Here is a 14,031-nt window from a genome sequence, read left to right as displayed (position 1 = left end):
GCCTCCGGGTTCCGGCGCGGTCCACCGCGCCGGAGCCCGGCACCGGTCGCGATCACACCGACGAGACGACAAGTAGGGATTGAAGTGGCCGCCGCAGACGCGCTCGCCAACGTACGCAACATCGGCATCATGGCGCACATCGATGCCGGTAAGACCACTACCACCGAGCGGATCCTGTTCTACACCGGCATCACCTACAAGATCGGTGAGGTCCACGAGGGCGCCGCCGTCATGGACTGGATGGAGCAGGAGCAGGAGCGGGGGATCACCATCACCTCCGCCGCCACCAAGTGTGAGTGGAAGGGCCACACGATCCAGATCATCGACACGCCCGGCCACGTCGACTTCACGGTCGAGGTCGAGCGGTCGCTGCGGGTCCTCGACGGTGCGGTCGCAGTCTACGACGGTGTCGCCGGTGTGGAGCCGCAGACGGAGAACGTCTGGCGTCAGGCCGACAAGTACAACGTCCCGCGGATGTGCTTCGTCAACAAGCTCGACCGGACCGGGGCGGACTTCTTCCGCTGCGTGCAGATGATGATCGAGCGGCTCAACGCCACCCCGCTGGTGCTGCAGATCCCGATCGGGACCGAGGCCGAGCACATCGGTGTCGTCGACCTGGTCGGGATGCGCGCGCTCACCTGGCGCGGCGAGACCCAGAAGGGCGAGGACTACGCGGTCGAGGAGATCCCGGCCGACCTCGCCGACCAGGCCGCCGAGTGGCGCGAGAAGCTGATCGAGACGCTCGCCGACGTCGACGACTCGGTGATGGAGAAGTACCTCGAGGGTGAGGAACTCTCCGTCGACGCGATCAAGGCCGCCATCCGGCGGGCCACCATCGGCGGCAAGGCCAACCCGGTGCTCTGCGGCTCGGCCTTCAAGAACAAGGGCGTCCAGCCGATGCTCGACGCGGTGGTGGACTACCTCCCGTCGCCGCTGGACATCCCGGCGATCGAGGGCACCGCGACCGACGGCGAGACCCCGCTGCAGCGCAAGCCGGACCGCAAGGAGCCGTTCTCCGGGCTGGCCTTCAAGATCCAGACCGACAAGCACCTGGGCAAACTGACCTACGTCCGGGTCTACTCGGGGGTGGTGGAGTCCGGATCGCAGGTGATCAACTCCACGAAGGACCGCAAGGAGCGGATCGGCAAGATTTACCAGATGCACGCCAACAAGCGGGAAGAGCGCAGCTCGGCCCAGGCTGGCGACATCATCGCGGTGCAGGGTCTCAAGCAGACCACCACCGGCGACACCCTCTGCGATCCGGCCAACCCGGTCATCCTGGAGTCGATGACCTTCCCCGAGCCGGTCATCGAGGTGGCGATCGAGCCGAAGACCAAGGCCGACCAGGAGAAGCTCAGCACCGCCATCCAGCGGCTCGCCGAGGAGGACCCGACCTTCCGGGTCAAGCTCGACGAGGAGACCGGCCAGACCGTCATCTCCGGCATGGGCGAGCTGCACCTGGACATCCTGGTGGACCGGATGCGCCGCGAGTACAACGTCGAGGCGAACATCGGCAAGCCGCAGGTGGCGTACCGGGAGACCATCCGCCGCAAGGTGGACAAGATCGAGTACACCCACAAGAAGCAGACCGGTGGTTCGGGGCAGTACGCCCGGGTCATCGTCAGCCTGGAGCCGCTGCCGCTGGACAACGACTCGCCGACGTACGAGTTCGCCAACGCGGTGACCGGTGGCCGGATCCCGCGGGAGTTCATCCCGTCGGTGGACGCCGGTGCGCAGGACGCCATGCAGTACGGCATCCTCGCCGGCTTCCCGCTGGTCGGGCTGAAGCTCACCCTGCTGGACGGCCAGTACCACGAGGTCGACTCGTCGGAAATGGCCTTCAAGATCGCCGGTTCGATGGTGCTCAAGGACGCGGCCCGCAAGGCCGACCCGGCACTGCTCGAACCGATGATGTCCGTCGAGGTCACCACGCCCGAGGAGAACATGGGCGACGTGATCGGCGACCTGAACTCCCGCCGAGGCATCATCCAGGCGATGGAGGAGCGCAGCGGCGCTCGCGTCGTCCGGGCCCTGGTGCCGCTGTCGGAGATGTTCGGCTATGTCGGCGACCTGCGGTCGAAGACCCAGGGCCGGGCTAGCTACAGCATGCAGTTCGACTCCTACGCCGAGGTTCCCGCGAGCGTGGCGAAGGAGATCATCGCGAAGGCGACGGGCGAGTGAGCGGAAACGCGCACTGACCTGTTGCCGGGCCGGTGATTCCGCGAGTGTCGCGGGCGGGTAATCTCGCCCGCGGCGCCCACGGGCCGGGCTGCGAGACCGGGCCTGAAGGTTTCACCGCCGCAAGACCCACATGACTTCCCGATCGGGAATCCTCGGTCGGAAAGGCTGTCGACAGAGTCCTGAGCGCCGAATGGCGTGCCGGGCGTACGAACCAAGAAGTCCACAGGAGGACACCAGTGGCGAAGGCGAAGTTCGAGCGGACTAAGCCGCACGTCAACATCGGCACCATTGGTCACATCGACCACGGTAAGACGACGCTGACGGCGGCCATCACCAAGGTCCTGCACGACAGGATGCCGGACCTGAACCCGTACACGCCGTTCGACGAGATCGACAAGGCGCCGGAGGAGAAGGCCCGGGGCATCACGATCTCGATCGCGCACGTCGAGTACCAGACCGAGGCGCGGCACTACGCACACGTCGACTGCCCCGGTCACGCCGACTACATCAAGAACATGATCACCGGTGCCGCGCAGATGGACGGCGCGATCCTGGTGGTCGCGGCGACCGACGGCCCGATGCCGCAGACCCGCGAGCACGTGCTGCTGGCCCGCCAGGTCGGCGTGCCGTACATCGTCGTGGCGCTGAACAAGAGCGACATGGTCGACGACGAGGAGTTGCTGGAGCTCGTCGAGCTCGAGGTCCGCGAGCTGCTCTCGGCGCAGGAGTACCCGGGTGACGACCTGCCGGTCGTCCGGGTCTCGGCGCTGAAGGCCCTCGAGGGCGACCCGGAGTGGACCGACAAGCTCATGGACCTGATGAGCGCCGTCGACACCGCCATTCCGCAGCCGGAGCGGGAGACCGAGAAGCCGTTCCTGATGCCGATCGAGGACGTCTTCACGATCACCGGTCGGGGCACCGTGGTGACCGGCCGCGCCGAGCGTGGCATCCTCAAGCCGAACGAGGAGGTGGAGCTCGTCGGTATCCGCGAGAAGTCGCAGAAGACGGTCTGCACCGGCATCGAGATGTTCCGCAAGCTGCTGGACGAGGCCCGTGCGGGCGAGAACGTCGGCCTGCTGCTCCGGGGCATCAAGCGCGAGGACGTCGAGCGCGGCATGGTGGTCGTCAAGCCCGGCACCACCACCCCGCACACGGAGTTCGAGGCGACCGTCTACATCCTCTCCAAGGAGGAGGGTGGCCGGCACACCCCGTTCTTCCAGAACTACCGTCCGCAGTTCTACTTCCGGACCACGGACGTTACCGGCGTCGTCACGCTGCCCGAGGGCACCGAGATGGTCATGCCGGGTGACAACACGACGATGTCCGTCAAGCTGATCCAGCCGATCGCGATGGAGGAAAACCTCAAGTTCGCGATCCGTGAGGGTGGCCGGACGGTCGGCGCCGGGTTCGTCACGAAGATCGTAAAGTAATTCAGGTAACCCCGATTAGCGTTGCCGTGCGGTAGTACGGCATACTGGTCAGGTTGCGTACCGGCGGGGTGGTTGGCTGCCCAGCAGTCAGCCACCCTTGCTGGGCGTCCGGGGGTAGTTGATCTACCGCCGGCGCCCCGAAACTTCCCGCACGGGCGGGACCGTCTCGGAAATATTCGGGGTGGAGTCCGGCCCCGGGGTGCGACACGCCCGACCGCGGGGGTCGGACAGCACGGGAACTGGGCAGCGCCCGCGCCCGGCGTGGAACATCCCGCTCCCCACCCGGGAGCGCGCTCCGCGGCAGCGGACGGGCGGGACGGACAAGGCGAGAGAAGGAACAGAGGCCACCATGGCGGGACAGAAGATCCGCATCCGGCTCAAGGCGTACGACCACGAGGTGGTCGACTCCTCGGCGCGCAAGATCGTTGAGACGGTGACGCGTACCGGGGCTCAGGTCGCGGGCCCGGTGCCGCTGCCCACGGAGATCAACCGTTTCTGCGTGATCCGTTCGCCGCACAAGTACAAGGACTCGCGTGAGCACTTCGAGATGCGCACGCACAAGCGTCTGATCGACATCATCGACCCGACCCCCAAGACGGTCGACTCGCTCATGCGCCTCGACCTGCCGGCTGGCGTCGACATCGAGATCAAGCTGTAGGGACCGGACTAATGGACAGGCAAGTGAAGGGCATCCTGGGCGCCAAGCTCGGCATGACCCAGGTCTGGGACAACAACAAGGTTGTCCCGGTGACCGTGGTGCAGGCCGGACCGTGTGTCGTCACCCAGGTCCGCACCGCTGAGAAGGACGGCTACTCCGCGGTCCAGCTGGCGTACGGCGCGATCGACCCCCGGAAGGTCAAGAAGCCGATCACCGGCCACTACGCCAAGGCCGAGGTGGCACCGCGCCGGCACATCGTCGAGCTGCGCACCACCGACGCGACCGACTACGAGCTGGGCCAGGAGGTCAACGTCGAGACCTTCGCGCCGGGCGCGACGGTCGACGTGACCGGCCGGACCAAGGGCAAGGGCTTCGCCGGTGTGATGAAGCGGCACGGCTTCCACGGCCTGCGCGCCAGCCACGGTGTCGAGCGCAAGCACCGCTCGCCGGGCTCGATCGGCGCCTGCGCCACCCCGGGCCGGGTTTTCAAGGGCGTCCGGATGGCCGGCCGGATGGGTGGGGCGCGGTACACCGTGCAGAACCTCACCGTCCAGGCGGTCGACCTGGAGAACAACATCCTGCTGGTCCGCGGCGCCATCCCCGGCCCCAAGGGCGCGCTGGTGCTGGTCCGCTCCGCGGCCAAGACCGAGGCGAAGAAGGGCGGTGCCAAGTGAGCCCGAGGAGTGAGCTTGCGAGCCCCGCAGTCGCGAACGGAGGACGAGCGCTGTGACCACCGTTGACGTGCTGAACGCCGAGGGGACCAAGAGCGGCTCCGTCGAGCTGCCCGCCGAGATCTTCGACGCCCAGGCGAACATCGCGCTGATGCACCAGGTCGTGGTCGCCCAGCTCGCCGCCGCGCGGCAGGGCACGCACAAGGTCAAGACCCGGGGCGAGGTCGCCGGTGGCGGCAAGAAGCCGTACAAGCAGAAGGGCACCGGGCGGGCCCGGCAGGGTTCGATCCGCGCGCCGCAGTTCGCCGGCGGTGGTGTCGTGCACGGGCCGGTCCCGCGCGACTACAGCCAGCGGACCCCGAAGAAGATGAAGGCCGCCGCGCTGCGTGGCGCCCTCTCGGACCGGGCCCGCAACGGTCAGGTGCACGTCGTCGAGACCTTCGTCACCGGCGAGACGCCGTCGACCAAGGGGGCGCTCGGCGTGCTGCGCAAGGCGAGCGAGGCCAAGCGGGTGCTTGTGGTGCTCAGCCGCACCGACGAGCTGAACTGGCTCTCGCTGCGCAACGAGCCCCGGGTGCACCTTCTGGAGGCCGGCCAGCTCAACACGTACGACGTGCTGGTGGCTGACGACGTGGTCTTCACCAAGGAGGCCCTGGACGAGTTCCTGGGCGGCCGTGGTGGGGCGCAGGGTGAGGAGAGCGACAAGTGACCACCATCGCCGACCCGCGGGACATCATCTTCGCGCCGGTCGTCTCGGAGAAGAGCTACAGCGTTCTCGACCAGAACTGGTACACGTTCCTGGTGCACCCGGACGCCAACAAGACGCAGATCAAGATCGCTATCCAGCAGATCTTCAACGTCCGCGTACTGACCGTCAACACGGCCAACCGCGAGGGCAAGCGCAAGCGCACCCGCACCGGGTACGGCAAGCGCAAGGACACCAAGCGGGCAATGGTGAAGCTGGCCGAGGGCGACCGCATCGAGGCCTTCGGCGGCCCGGTCAGCTGAGGGGTATAGACAATGGCTATCCGTAAGTACAAGCCGACGACGCCGGGCCGGCGTGGCTCCAGCGTCGCCGACTTCGCCGAGATCACCCGGTCGACCCCGGAGAAGTCGCTGCTGGTCCCGCTGCCGAAGAAGGGCGGGCGCAACGCCCACGGCCGGATCACCACGCGGCACCACGGTGGCGGGCACAAGCGGCAGTACCGTCTGGTCGACTTCAAGCGGGTCGACAAGGACGGCGTGCCGGCGAAGGTCGCGCACATCGAGTACGACCCGAACCGCACCGCGCGGATCGCGCTGCTGCACTACGCCGACGGCGAGAAGCGGTACATCATCGCGCCGAAGGACCTGAAGCAGGGCGACCGGGTCGAGTCCGGGCCGAGCGCCGACATCAAGCCGGGCAACAACCTGCCGCTGCGCAACATCCCGGTGGGTTCCACCATCCACGCGGTGGAGCTGCGTCCGGGTGGCGGTGCCAAGCTGGCCCGCTCGGCCGGCGTCGGCATTCAGCTGCTGGGCCGCGAGGGCGCGTACGCCACGCTGCGGATGCCCTCCGGCGAGATCCGGCGGGTGGACGTGCGCTGCCGGGCCACCATCGGCGAGATCGGCAACGCCGACCAGTCGAACATCAACTGGGGTAAGGCCGGCCGGATGCGCTGGAAGGGCCGCCGCCCGACCGTCCGTGGTGTGGCGATGAACCCGGTCGACCACCCGCACGGCGGTGGTGAGGGCAAGACCTCCGGTGGTCGTCACCCGGTGAACCCGCAGGGTAAGCCCGAGGGTCGTACCCGGCAGAAGGGCAAGGCGAGCGACCGCCTCATCGTCCGCCGCCGCTACGCCACCCGTAAGCGCGGCTAAGGAGATAGGTAGATATGCCTCGCAGCCTGAAGAAGGGCCCGTTCATCGACGACCACCTGCTCAAGAAGGTGGAGACGCAGAACGAGAAGGGCTCGAAGAACGTCATCAAGACCTGGTCGCGCCGCTCGACGATCATCCCGGACATGCTCGGGCACACGATCGCCGTGCACGACGGGCGCAAGCACGTCCCGGTGTTCGTCACCGAGGCGATGGTCGGGCACAAGCTCGGTGAGTTTGCGCTGACCCGCACGTTCAAGGGTCACGAGAAGGACGACCGGAAGAGCCGCCGGCGCTGAGCGCCGACCACGGATAAAGGATCAAGGGGTTTCAGCGATGCCAGTAAAGGGCGACGCTCCGGTGCTTCCGGGCGCGCGGGCGGTTGCGCGACACGTGCGCATCTCGCCGACCAAGGCGCGCCGGGTGGTCAACCTCGTCCGCGGTCTGCCCGCGAAGGAGGCGCTCACGGTGCTGCAGTTCGCGCCGCAGGCGGCGAGTGAGCAGGTTTACAAGGTGCTCGCGAGCGCGATCGCCAACGCGGAGAACAACGAGCGGCTGGACCCCGACGCGCTGCTCGTCAGCGAGGCGTTCGTGGACGAGGGCCCGACGATGAAGCGGTTCCAGCCCCGGGCGCAGGGCCGGGCGTACCGGATCCGCAAGCGGACCTGCCACATCACCGTCGTGGTGGAGGCCGTGGCGCCGGCGGCGCCGGGCGGGCGGGGTGCGGCGAAGAAGGCCGCGCCGGCCAAGGCGACCAAGGCGACGGAGCCGGCCAAGGCGACCGAGTCGACGGAGTCGGCCAAGGCGACCGAGCCGGCCGCGAGCGAGGGCGGCCAGACGCAGAGCAAGACGGAGGGTGCCGAGTAATGGGTCAGAAGGTTCACCCGCACGGGTTCCGGCTCGGCATCTCGACCGACTGGAAGTCGCGCTGGTACGCGGACAAGCTATACAAGGACTACATCGCCGAGGACGTCAAGATCCGGCGGATGATGTCCAAGGGCCTGGAGCGGGCCGGCATCTCCAAGGTCGACATCGAGCGCACCCGGGACCGGGTACGCGTCGACATCCACACCGCCCGGCCGGGCATCGTGATCGGCCGGAAGGGCGCGGAGGCCGACCGGATCCGTGGCGAGCTGGAGAAGCTGACCGGCAAGCAGGTGCAGCTCAACATCCTCGAGGTGAAGAGCCCGGAGTCGGACGCGCAGCTCGTCGCGCAGGGCGTGGCCGAGCAGCTCTCCAGCCGGGTCAGCTTCCGGCGGGCGATGCGTAAGGCCATGCAGTCCGCGATGAAGAACCCGCTGGTGCGGGGCATCCGGGTGCAGGTCTCCGGCCGGCTCGGCGGCGCCGAGATGAGCCGTACCGAGTTCTACCGCGAGGGTCGGGTGCCGCTGCACACGCTGCGGGCCAACATCGAGTACGGCTTCTTCGAGGCCCGGACCACCTTCGGCCGGATCGGCGTGAAGGTCTGGATCTACAAGGGCGACGCCGTACCCGGTCGGGAGGCTCCGGCCGAGGCGGGTCCGGCACGTCCGCGCCGCGAGCGGGGCGACCGTCCCGACCGGCCGCGTCGTGGCCGCTCCGGCTCCTCCGGCACCACCGCCGGTGGGACCGAGGCGGGCCGGGCCGCGCAGGCGGAGATCTCCGGTCCGCCTGCCGAGGCGACGAACGACAGCGCCGCGCCGGCTACCGCCGCGGCGACTCCGGCGGCTTCCGCCGGAACGGACAGCTCAGCGCAGGAGGGCTGACAGATGCTGATGCCGCGCAAGCCCCCGAAGGGCTTCCGCAAGCCGCACCACCCCGACCGCCATGGCGCGGCCAAGGGTGGCACCCGGGTGGTGTTCGGCGAGTTCGGAATCCAGGCGCTCGAGTCCGCGTACCTGACCAACAGGCAGATCGAAGCGGCCCGTATCGCGATGACCCGGCACATCAAGCGTGGTGGCAAGGTCTGGATCACGGTCTTCCCGGACCAGGCCCTGACCAAGAAGCCCGCCGAGACCCGGATGGGTTCCGGTAAGGGTTCGCCCGAGTGGTGGGTCGCCAACATCAAGCCGGGGCGGGTGCTCTTCGAGATGTCCTTCCCCAACGAGCAGATCGCGCGAGAGGCGATGCGTCGCGCGATCCACAAGCTCCCGATGAAGTGCCGCATTGTGACGCGCGAAGTGGGTGAAAGCTGATGGCCGCGGGCGTCAAGGCCAGCGAGCTGCGTGAGCTCTCCGAGGAGGAGCTGGTGAGCCGGCTCCGGGAGGCCAAGGCGGAGCTGTTCAACCTCCGCGTCCAGGGGGCGACCGGTCAGCTGGACAACAACCGCCGGCTCCAGGTCATCCGCCGGGAGATCGCCCGGATCTACACGATCATGCGTGAGCGTGAGCTTGGGCTTTCGGCCGCGCCGACTGAGGTGACTGCATCATGAGTGACGAAACGACCACCGCCGCGCAGGCGCGGCCCCAGCGCAAGGTCCGCGAGGGCCTCGTGGTGAGCGACAAGATGGAAAAGACCGTGGTCGTCGAGGTCGAGGACCGGGTCAAGCACGCGCTGTACGGCAAGGTCATGCGCCGCACCAGCAAGCTGAAGGCGCACGACGAGCAGAACGCGTGCGGCGTGGGCGACCGGGTGCTGCTCATGGAGACCCGTCCGCTCTCCGCCACCAAGCGGTGGCGGGTCGTGGAGATCCTCGAGAAGGCCAAGTAAGAGCCGTACCGCAGGCTCAGGGTTCCGCCAAGCTCAGCCGGCAGCCGCCGACCTCGGTCGAAAGGCAGGCCGGACGTGCCGCCGGCTGAGAACTGGCAGACATAGGAGATAGACGTGATTCAGCAGGAGTCGCGACTGCGCGTCGCCGACAACACGGGTGCCCGGGAGATCCTGTGCATCCGGGTGCTCGGTGGCTCCGGTCGGCGCTACGCGAGCATCGGCGACGTCATCGTGGCCACGGTCAAGGACGCCATCCCCGGTGCCGGTGTGAAGAAGGGCGACGTCGTCAAGGCGGTCGTCGTCCGCACCGCGAAGGAGAAGCGGCGGCCGGACGGCTCGTACATCCGATTCGACGAGAACGCGGCCGTGATCATCAAGGATGGTGGCGACCCGCGAGGTACCCGTATCTTTGGCCCGGTTGGCCGTGAGCTGCGGGACAAGCGGTTCATGAAAATCATCTCGCTCGCGCCGGAGGTGTTGTAAACCGTGAAGGTCAAGAAGGGCGACACGGTCATCGTCATCGCCGGCAAGGACAAGGGTGCCAAGGGCAAGGTCATCGCGGCCTACCCGCGGCAGGACAAGGTCCTGGTCGAGGGCGTGAACCGGGTCAAGAAGCACACCCGCATCCGCACCACCCAGCGCGGTGCGAAGACCGGCGGCATCGTCACCCAGGAGGCCGCGATCCACGTCTCGAACGTGATGGTCCTGGACTCCGACGGCAACCCGACCCGCGTCGGGTACCGGATCGACGAGGGCGGCCAGAAGGTTCGCATCGCGCGCAGCACCGGTAAGGACCTGTGATGACGGCAACCGAGACCAAGACGCTGCCCCGGCTCAAGCAGCGCTACCGCGAAGAGATCGTGGGCCAGCTGCGCGAGCAGTTCCAGTACGGCAACCCGATGCAGGTGCCCGGACTGGTCAAGATCGTCGTCAACATGGGTGTCGGCGAGGCGGCCCGGGACGCGAAGCTGATCGACGGCGCCGTACGCGACCTGGCCACCATCTCCGGCCAGAAGCCGCAGGTACGCCGGGCCCGCAAGTCCATCGCGCAGTTCAAGCTCCGCGAGGGCATGCCGATCGGTGCCAAGGTGACCCTGCGGGGTGACCGGATGTGGGAGTTCCTGGACCGGCTGCTCTCCATCGCGCTGCCCCGGATCCGGGACTTCCGCGGCCTCGACGGGCGCAAGCTCGACGGGAACGGCAACTACACGTTCGGTCTGACCGAGCAGTCGGTCTTCCACGAGATCGACCAGGACCGGATCGACCGGGTGCGGGGCATGGACATCACGGTGGTGACCACAGCCAGGACCGACGACGAGGGCCGGGCGCTGCTCAAGCTCCTCGGCTTTCCGTTCAAGGAGAGCTGAGCAGCCGTGACGGATCGAAACAAGGAGAACTGAGATGGCGAAGAAGGCGCTGATCCTCAAGGCCGCCGCGAAGCCGAAGTTCTCGGTTCGCGCATACACCCGCTGCCAGCGGTGCGGTCGGCCGAAGGCGGTCTACCGCAAGTTCGGCCTCTGCCGGGTCTGCATCCGGGAGATGGCCCACCGCGGTGAGCTGCCCGGCGTGTCGAAGGCTTCCTGGTGACACTGCGCCCCATCCGTGGGCGGCGGAGCGGAGAACGTCCCGCCGTCCGCTTTGGGCCCAGCCACGTTCCGGCCGATGTCCGGGGCGAGGATCGCAACGCCGCAGGCCCGGGCCAGTGCCCCGGGAACCCCGGCGAGAAAGGCTGACGAAATCCATGACGATGACCGACCCGATCGCAGACATGCTGACGCGTCTGCGTAACGCCAACCAGGCGTACCACGACCGGGTGACGATGCCCTACTCGAAGATCAAGGCGAACATCGCCGAGGTCCTCAAGTCCGAGGGCTACATCGCCACCTGGTCGGTCGAGGAGCCCGAGGAGGGCGCCGTCGGCAAGCGACTGGTCGTCGAGCTGAAGTACGGCCAGAACCGGGAGCGGAGCCTGGCCGGCATCAAGCGCGTGTCCAAGCCCGGCCTCCGGGTGTACGCCAAGTCCGACGGGCTCCCGCGGGTGCTCGGTGGACTGGGTGTGGCGATCATCTCGACGTCCCAGGGGCTGCTGACCGACCGGCAGGCCCGCAAGCGGAGCGTTGGCGGGGAAGTCCTCGCCTTCGTCTGGTAACGGGAGACAGAGAGATATGTCGCGTATTGGACGTAAGTCGATCCCGGTGCCGTCCGGCGTCGAGGTGACCATCGACGGCTCCACCGTCAAGGTCAAGGGACCGAAGGGCGAGCTGTCGCACACCCTTGCCGAGCCGATCACGGCGGAGCGGGGCGAGGACGGCCAGCTGCACGTCAACCGGCCGAACGACGAGCGCAAGGCCAAGGAACTGCACGGCCTGAGCCGTACCCTGGTGGCGAACATGATCGTCGGGGTGACCGAGGGCTACCGCAAGACCCTGGAGATCGCCGGTACCGGTTACCGGGTCACCGCCAAGGGCAGCGACCTGGAGTTCGCGCTCGGGTTCTCGCACCCGGTGCAGGTGAAGGCCCCGTCCGGGATCACCTTCACGGTCGAGCGGCCCACCCTGTTCCACGTGGCCGGCATCGACAAGCAGCAGGTCGGCGAGGTGGCCGCCAACATCCGGAAGATCCGCCCGCCGGAGCCGTACAAGGGCAAGGGCGTCAAGTACCAGGGCGAAGTGGTTCGCCGCAAGGCCGGAAAGGCAGGTAAGAAGTGACCGCCACGCTGCTCAAGCGCCGTCGCGGGGTTGCCGCCCAGCGCGCCGTCGGGCGGGCGCGTCGGCACTTCCGGGTCCGCAAGACCGTCTTCGGCACCGCCGAGCGGCCGCGTCTCGTGGTCACCCGCTCGCTGCGGCACATCACCGCGCAGATCGTGGACGACGGCAAGGGCCACACGCTGGTCTCCGCCTCGACCATGGACGACTCGATCCGGGGTGCCGAGGGCGACAAGAGCGCCCTGGCCGGCAAGGTCGGCGCGCTCGTCGCCGAGCGGGCCAAGGCCGCCGGGATCGGCAAGGTCGTCTTCGACCGCGGTGGCAACCGGTACGCGGGGCGGATCGCCGCGCTGGCCGACGCGGCCCGCGAAGCCGGGCTCGAGTTCTGAACCCCGTCACGAGGAGAGAGGAAGGCTGCTGATGCCAGGTCAACAGCGCCGTGGCGGCGGGTCCGGTGGCAACGAGGGTGGTCGCCGCGACAACCGCCGTGAGGGCGGTCGCGGAAACGCGCCCGCCGAGAAGACGCCGCATCTCGAGCGGGTCGTCGCCATCAACCGGGTTGCCAAGGTCGTGAAGGGCGGTCGTCGCTTCAGCTTCACCGCCCTGGTGATCGTCGGCGACGGCGACGGCACGGTCGGTGTCGGTTACGGAAAGGCCAAGGAGGTGCCCGCGGCGATCGCCAAGGGTGTCGAGGAGGCCAAGAAGCACTTCTTCAAGGTGCCCCGGATCGGTGCCTCGATCCCGCACCCGGTGACGGGTGAGGACGCGGCCGGTGTCGTGCTGCTCAAGCCGGCCAGCGCCGGTACGGGCGTCATCGCCGGTGGTCCGGTCCGGGCCGTGCTGGAGTGCGCGGGCATCCACGACGTGCTCTCCAAGAGCCTCGGCTCGTCCAACCCGATCAACATCGTGCACGCCACCGTGGCGGCCCTGAAGGGGCTGGAGTCGCCGGAGGCGGTCGCGAAGCGTCGGGGTCTGCCGGTCGAGGACGTCGCCCCGGCCGCCATGCTGGCGGCCCAGGCGGGGGTGACTGCCTGATGGCACGCCTGAAGGTGACCCAGGTCCGGTCCGGCATCGGGACCAAGCACAACCAGCGCGAGTCGCTGCGGTCGCTCGGTCTCAAGCGGATCAACGACGTGGTGGTCAAGGAGGACCGTCCCGAGATCCGGGGCATGATCTTCACCGTGAGCCACCTCGTGAAGGTCGAGGAGGTCGAGTAATGACGATCAAGGTCCACCACCTGCGCCCGGCACCGGGAGCCAAGACCGAGAAGACCCGGGTGGGTCGCGGTGAGGGCTCCAAGGGGAAGACCGCCGGTCGCGGCACCAAGGGTTCCAAGGCCCGGAAGAACATCTCGGCGGCGTTCGAGGGTGGGCAGATGCCCATCCACATGCGGCTGCCGAAGCTGAAGGGCTTCAAGAACAAGTTCAAGGTCGTGTTCCAGGTGGTCAACCTGGACCGGCTCGCCGAGTTGTTCCCGGAGGGCGGCCAGGTCGGTCCGCAGGAGCTGGTCCAGGCCGGCGCCGTCCGCAAGGGTCAGCCGGTGAAGGTCCTCGGTACCGGGGAGCTGGGCGGGGTCGCCCTCCAGGTGTCGGCGCACGCGTTCAGCGCGTCGGCCAAGGAGAAGATCACCGCTGCCGGCGGCTCGGTGACGGAGCTGTAAGGACGTCGTGGTCGAGGCGCTCGCCCAGTTCATCGCAACTGGCGGGCGCCGCGACCTACTAGCGGGTCACGCGTCCCGTTAATATCGGAAGCGGTGAATGCTTCCCGGGTGGATCTGCCCGGAAGCGCGCCGGACTGTTAGAGTCCGATCCCAGCTATGGGTATCGGGTCGATCGCCCGAC

The 14,031-nt window shown here is 68.1% G+C and carries 23 protein-coding genes; all 23 read left to right on the top strand.

Annotation, left to right across the window (positions count from 1 at the left end; translation table 11 throughout):
* The first annotated feature begins 84 nt into the window (after positions 1-84).
* The 23 genes from fusA (at position 85) to rplO (ending at position 13,850) form a co-directional block, all read left to right on the top strand.
* A complete protein-coding gene (gene fusA, locus O7626_RS29285; RefSeq protein WP_278064273.1) occupies positions 85-2,181 on the top strand; it encodes an elongation factor G in 2,097 nt (698 codons plus the stop codon).
* 236 nt (positions 2,182-2,417) lie between these two features.
* A complete protein-coding gene (tuf, locus tag O7626_RS29280) occupies positions 2,418-3,611 on the top strand; it encodes an elongation factor Tu (RefSeq protein WP_101368147.1) in 1,194 nt (397 codons plus the stop codon).
* Positions 3,612-3,960: 349 nt separating this feature from the next.
* A complete protein-coding gene (gene rpsJ / locus O7626_RS29275; protein WP_007073037.1) occupies positions 3,961-4,269 on the top strand; it encodes a 30S ribosomal protein S10 in 309 nt (102 codons plus the stop codon).
* Positions 4,270-4,280: 11 nt separating this feature from the next.
* Positions 4,281-4,943: a 50S ribosomal protein L3 gene (rplC, locus tag O7626_RS29270; protein ID WP_278064272.1), complete on the top strand. Its 663-nt coding sequence runs from the start codon at positions 4,281-4,283 to the stop codon at positions 4,941-4,943.
* A gap of 52 nt (positions 4,944-4,995) precedes the next feature.
* Positions 4,996-5,649, top strand: coding sequence for a 50S ribosomal protein L4 (gene rplD / locus O7626_RS29265; RefSeq protein ID WP_278064271.1), 654 nt, complete (start codon positions 4,996-4,998; stop codon positions 5,647-5,649).
* A complete protein-coding gene (rplW, locus tag O7626_RS29260) occupies positions 5,646-5,948 on the top strand; it encodes a 50S ribosomal protein L23 (RefSeq protein ID WP_278064270.1) in 303 nt (100 codons plus the stop codon). The genes rplD and rplW overlap by 4 nt, the downstream gene beginning before the upstream one ends.
* Before the next feature lie 12 nt (positions 5,949-5,960).
* Positions 5,961-6,800, top strand: a complete 840-nt coding sequence (gene rplB / locus O7626_RS29255; protein ID WP_278064269.1) for a 50S ribosomal protein L2 — start codon at positions 5,961-5,963, stop codon at positions 6,798-6,800.
* Positions 6,801-6,814: 14 nt separating this feature from the next.
* Positions 6,815-7,096, top strand: a complete 282-nt coding sequence (rpsS, locus tag O7626_RS29250) for a 30S ribosomal protein S19 (RefSeq protein ID WP_067359615.1) — start codon at positions 6,815-6,817, stop codon at positions 7,094-7,096.
* Positions 7,097-7,133: 37 nt separating this feature from the next.
* Entirely contained in the window at positions 7,134-7,664 is a 531-nt protein-coding gene (gene rplV / locus O7626_RS29245) for a 50S ribosomal protein L22 (protein WP_278064268.1), read from the top strand.
* Complete coding sequence (gene rpsC / locus O7626_RS29240; protein ID WP_278064267.1) at positions 7,664-8,542, top strand: 30S ribosomal protein S3; 879 nt, start codon at positions 7,664-7,666, stop codon at positions 8,540-8,542. The genes rplV and rpsC overlap by 1 nt, the downstream gene beginning before the upstream one ends.
* 3 nt (positions 8,543-8,545) lie before the next feature.
* Entirely contained in the window at positions 8,546-8,971 is a 426-nt protein-coding gene (gene rplP / locus O7626_RS29235) for a 50S ribosomal protein L16 (protein ID WP_192765393.1), read from the top strand.
* Complete coding sequence (gene rpmC / locus O7626_RS29230; protein ID WP_278064266.1) at positions 8,971-9,207, top strand: 50S ribosomal protein L29; 237 nt, start codon at positions 8,971-8,973, stop codon at positions 9,205-9,207. The genes rplP and rpmC overlap by 1 nt, the downstream gene beginning before the upstream one ends.
* Positions 9,204-9,485 (top strand): 30S ribosomal protein S17, encoded by a 282-nt coding sequence (rpsQ, locus tag O7626_RS29225; protein ID WP_278064265.1) that lies wholly within the window; start codon positions 9,204-9,206, stop codon positions 9,483-9,485. Before rpmC ends, rpsQ begins: the two co-directional genes overlap by 4 nt.
* Positions 9,486-9,599: 114 nt before the next feature.
* Entirely contained in the window at positions 9,600-9,968 is a 369-nt protein-coding gene (gene rplN, locus O7626_RS29220) for a 50S ribosomal protein L14 (protein WP_007073026.1), read from the top strand.
* Between the two features lie 3 nt (positions 9,969-9,971).
* Positions 9,972-10,286, top strand: coding sequence for a 50S ribosomal protein L24 (gene rplX, locus O7626_RS29215; protein WP_278064264.1), 315 nt, complete (start codon positions 9,972-9,974; stop codon positions 10,284-10,286).
* Positions 10,286-10,852: a 50S ribosomal protein L5 gene (gene rplE / locus O7626_RS29210; protein WP_278064263.1), complete on the top strand. Its 567-nt coding sequence runs from the start codon at positions 10,286-10,288 to the stop codon at positions 10,850-10,852. Before rplX ends, rplE begins: the two co-directional genes overlap by 1 nt.
* A 34-nt stretch (positions 10,853-10,886) precedes the next feature.
* Positions 10,887-11,072 (top strand): type Z 30S ribosomal protein S14, encoded by a 186-nt coding sequence (locus O7626_RS29205; RefSeq protein ID WP_007073023.1) that lies wholly within the window; start codon positions 10,887-10,889, stop codon positions 11,070-11,072.
* A 154-nt stretch (positions 11,073-11,226) separates the two neighbouring features.
* Positions 11,227-11,634, top strand: coding sequence for a 30S ribosomal protein S8 (rpsH, locus tag O7626_RS29200; RefSeq protein ID WP_018784557.1), 408 nt, complete (start codon positions 11,227-11,229; stop codon positions 11,632-11,634).
* 16 nt (positions 11,635-11,650) lie between these two features.
* Positions 11,651-12,193 (top strand): 50S ribosomal protein L6, encoded by a 543-nt coding sequence (gene rplF / locus O7626_RS29195; RefSeq protein WP_278064262.1) that lies wholly within the window; start codon positions 11,651-11,653, stop codon positions 12,191-12,193.
* An 8-nt stretch (positions 12,194-12,201) separates the two neighbouring features.
* On the top strand, positions 12,202-12,579 hold the full coding sequence (rplR, locus tag O7626_RS29190) for a 50S ribosomal protein L18 (protein WP_347404872.1): 378 nt from the start codon (positions 12,202-12,204) through the stop codon (positions 12,577-12,579).
* 31 nt (positions 12,580-12,610) lie between these two features.
* Positions 12,611-13,225, top strand: coding sequence for a 30S ribosomal protein S5 (gene rpsE / locus O7626_RS29185; protein WP_101368132.1), 615 nt, complete (start codon positions 12,611-12,613; stop codon positions 13,223-13,225).
* Positions 13,225-13,407, top strand: coding sequence for a 50S ribosomal protein L30 (gene rpmD, locus O7626_RS29180; protein ID WP_013735939.1), 183 nt, complete (start codon positions 13,225-13,227; stop codon positions 13,405-13,407). Before rpsE ends, rpmD begins: the two co-directional genes overlap by 1 nt.
* Positions 13,407-13,850: a 50S ribosomal protein L15 gene (gene rplO, locus O7626_RS29175; protein WP_101368131.1), complete on the top strand. Its 444-nt coding sequence runs from the start codon at positions 13,407-13,409 to the stop codon at positions 13,848-13,850. The genes rpmD and rplO overlap by 1 nt, the downstream gene beginning before the upstream one ends.
* Positions 13,851-14,031: the final 181 nt, after the last annotated feature.

It is taken from the genome of Micromonospora sp. WMMD1102 (assembly GCF_029626265.1).
GTDB lineage: Bacteria > Actinomycetota > Actinomycetes > Mycobacteriales > Micromonosporaceae > Plantactinospora.
Note: the sequence above shows the minus strand (reverse complement) of the source record. Positions and strands in the feature narration are given on the sequence as shown.

Excerpts from the sequence above, each read along its gene's own strand:
- rpsJ (WP_007073037.1), top strand. The coding sequence starts at position 3,961 with ATGGCGGGACAGAAGATCCGCATCCGGCTCAAGGCGTACGACCACGAG.
- rplC (WP_278064272.1), top strand. The coding sequence starts at position 4,281 with ATGGACAGGCAAGTGAAGGGCATCCTGGGCGCCAAGCTCGGCATGACC.
- rplB (WP_278064269.1), top strand. The coding sequence starts at position 5,961 with ATGGCTATCCGTAAGTACAAGCCGACGACGCCGGGCCGGCGTGGCTCC.
- rpsS (WP_067359615.1), top strand. The coding sequence starts at position 6,815 with ATGCCTCGCAGCCTGAAGAAGGGCCCGTTCATCGACGACCACCTGCTC.
- rplV (WP_278064268.1), top strand. The coding sequence starts at position 7,134 with ATGCCAGTAAAGGGCGACGCTCCGGTGCTTCCGGGCGCGCGGGCGGTT.
- rpsC (WP_278064267.1), top strand. The coding sequence starts at position 7,664 with ATGGGTCAGAAGGTTCACCCGCACGGGTTCCGGCTCGGCATCTCGACC.
- rplP (WP_192765393.1), top strand. The coding sequence starts at position 8,546 with ATGCTGATGCCGCGCAAGCCCCCGAAGGGCTTCCGCAAGCCGCACCAC.
- rpmC (WP_278064266.1), top strand. The coding sequence starts at position 8,971 with ATGGCCGCGGGCGTCAAGGCCAGCGAGCTGCGTGAGCTCTCCGAGGAG.
- rpsQ (WP_278064265.1), top strand. The coding sequence starts at position 9,204 with ATGAGTGACGAAACGACCACCGCCGCGCAGGCGCGGCCCCAGCGCAAG.
- rplE (WP_278064263.1), top strand. The coding sequence starts at position 10,286 with ATGACGGCAACCGAGACCAAGACGCTGCCCCGGCTCAAGCAGCGCTAC.
- O7626_RS29205 (WP_007073023.1), top strand. The coding sequence starts at position 10,887 with ATGGCGAAGAAGGCGCTGATCCTCAAGGCCGCCGCGAAGCCGAAGTTC.
- rpsH (WP_018784557.1), top strand. The coding sequence starts at position 11,227 with ATGACGATGACCGACCCGATCGCAGACATGCTGACGCGTCTGCGTAAC.
- rplF (WP_278064262.1), top strand. The coding sequence starts at position 11,651 with ATGTCGCGTATTGGACGTAAGTCGATCCCGGTGCCGTCCGGCGTCGAG.
- rpsE (WP_101368132.1), top strand. The coding sequence starts at position 12,611 with ATGCCAGGTCAACAGCGCCGTGGCGGCGGGTCCGGTGGCAACGAGGGT.
- rpmD (WP_013735939.1), top strand. The coding sequence starts at position 13,225 with ATGGCACGCCTGAAGGTGACCCAGGTCCGGTCCGGCATCGGGACCAAG.
- rplO (WP_101368131.1), top strand. The coding sequence starts at position 13,407 with ATGACGATCAAGGTCCACCACCTGCGCCCGGCACCGGGAGCCAAGACC.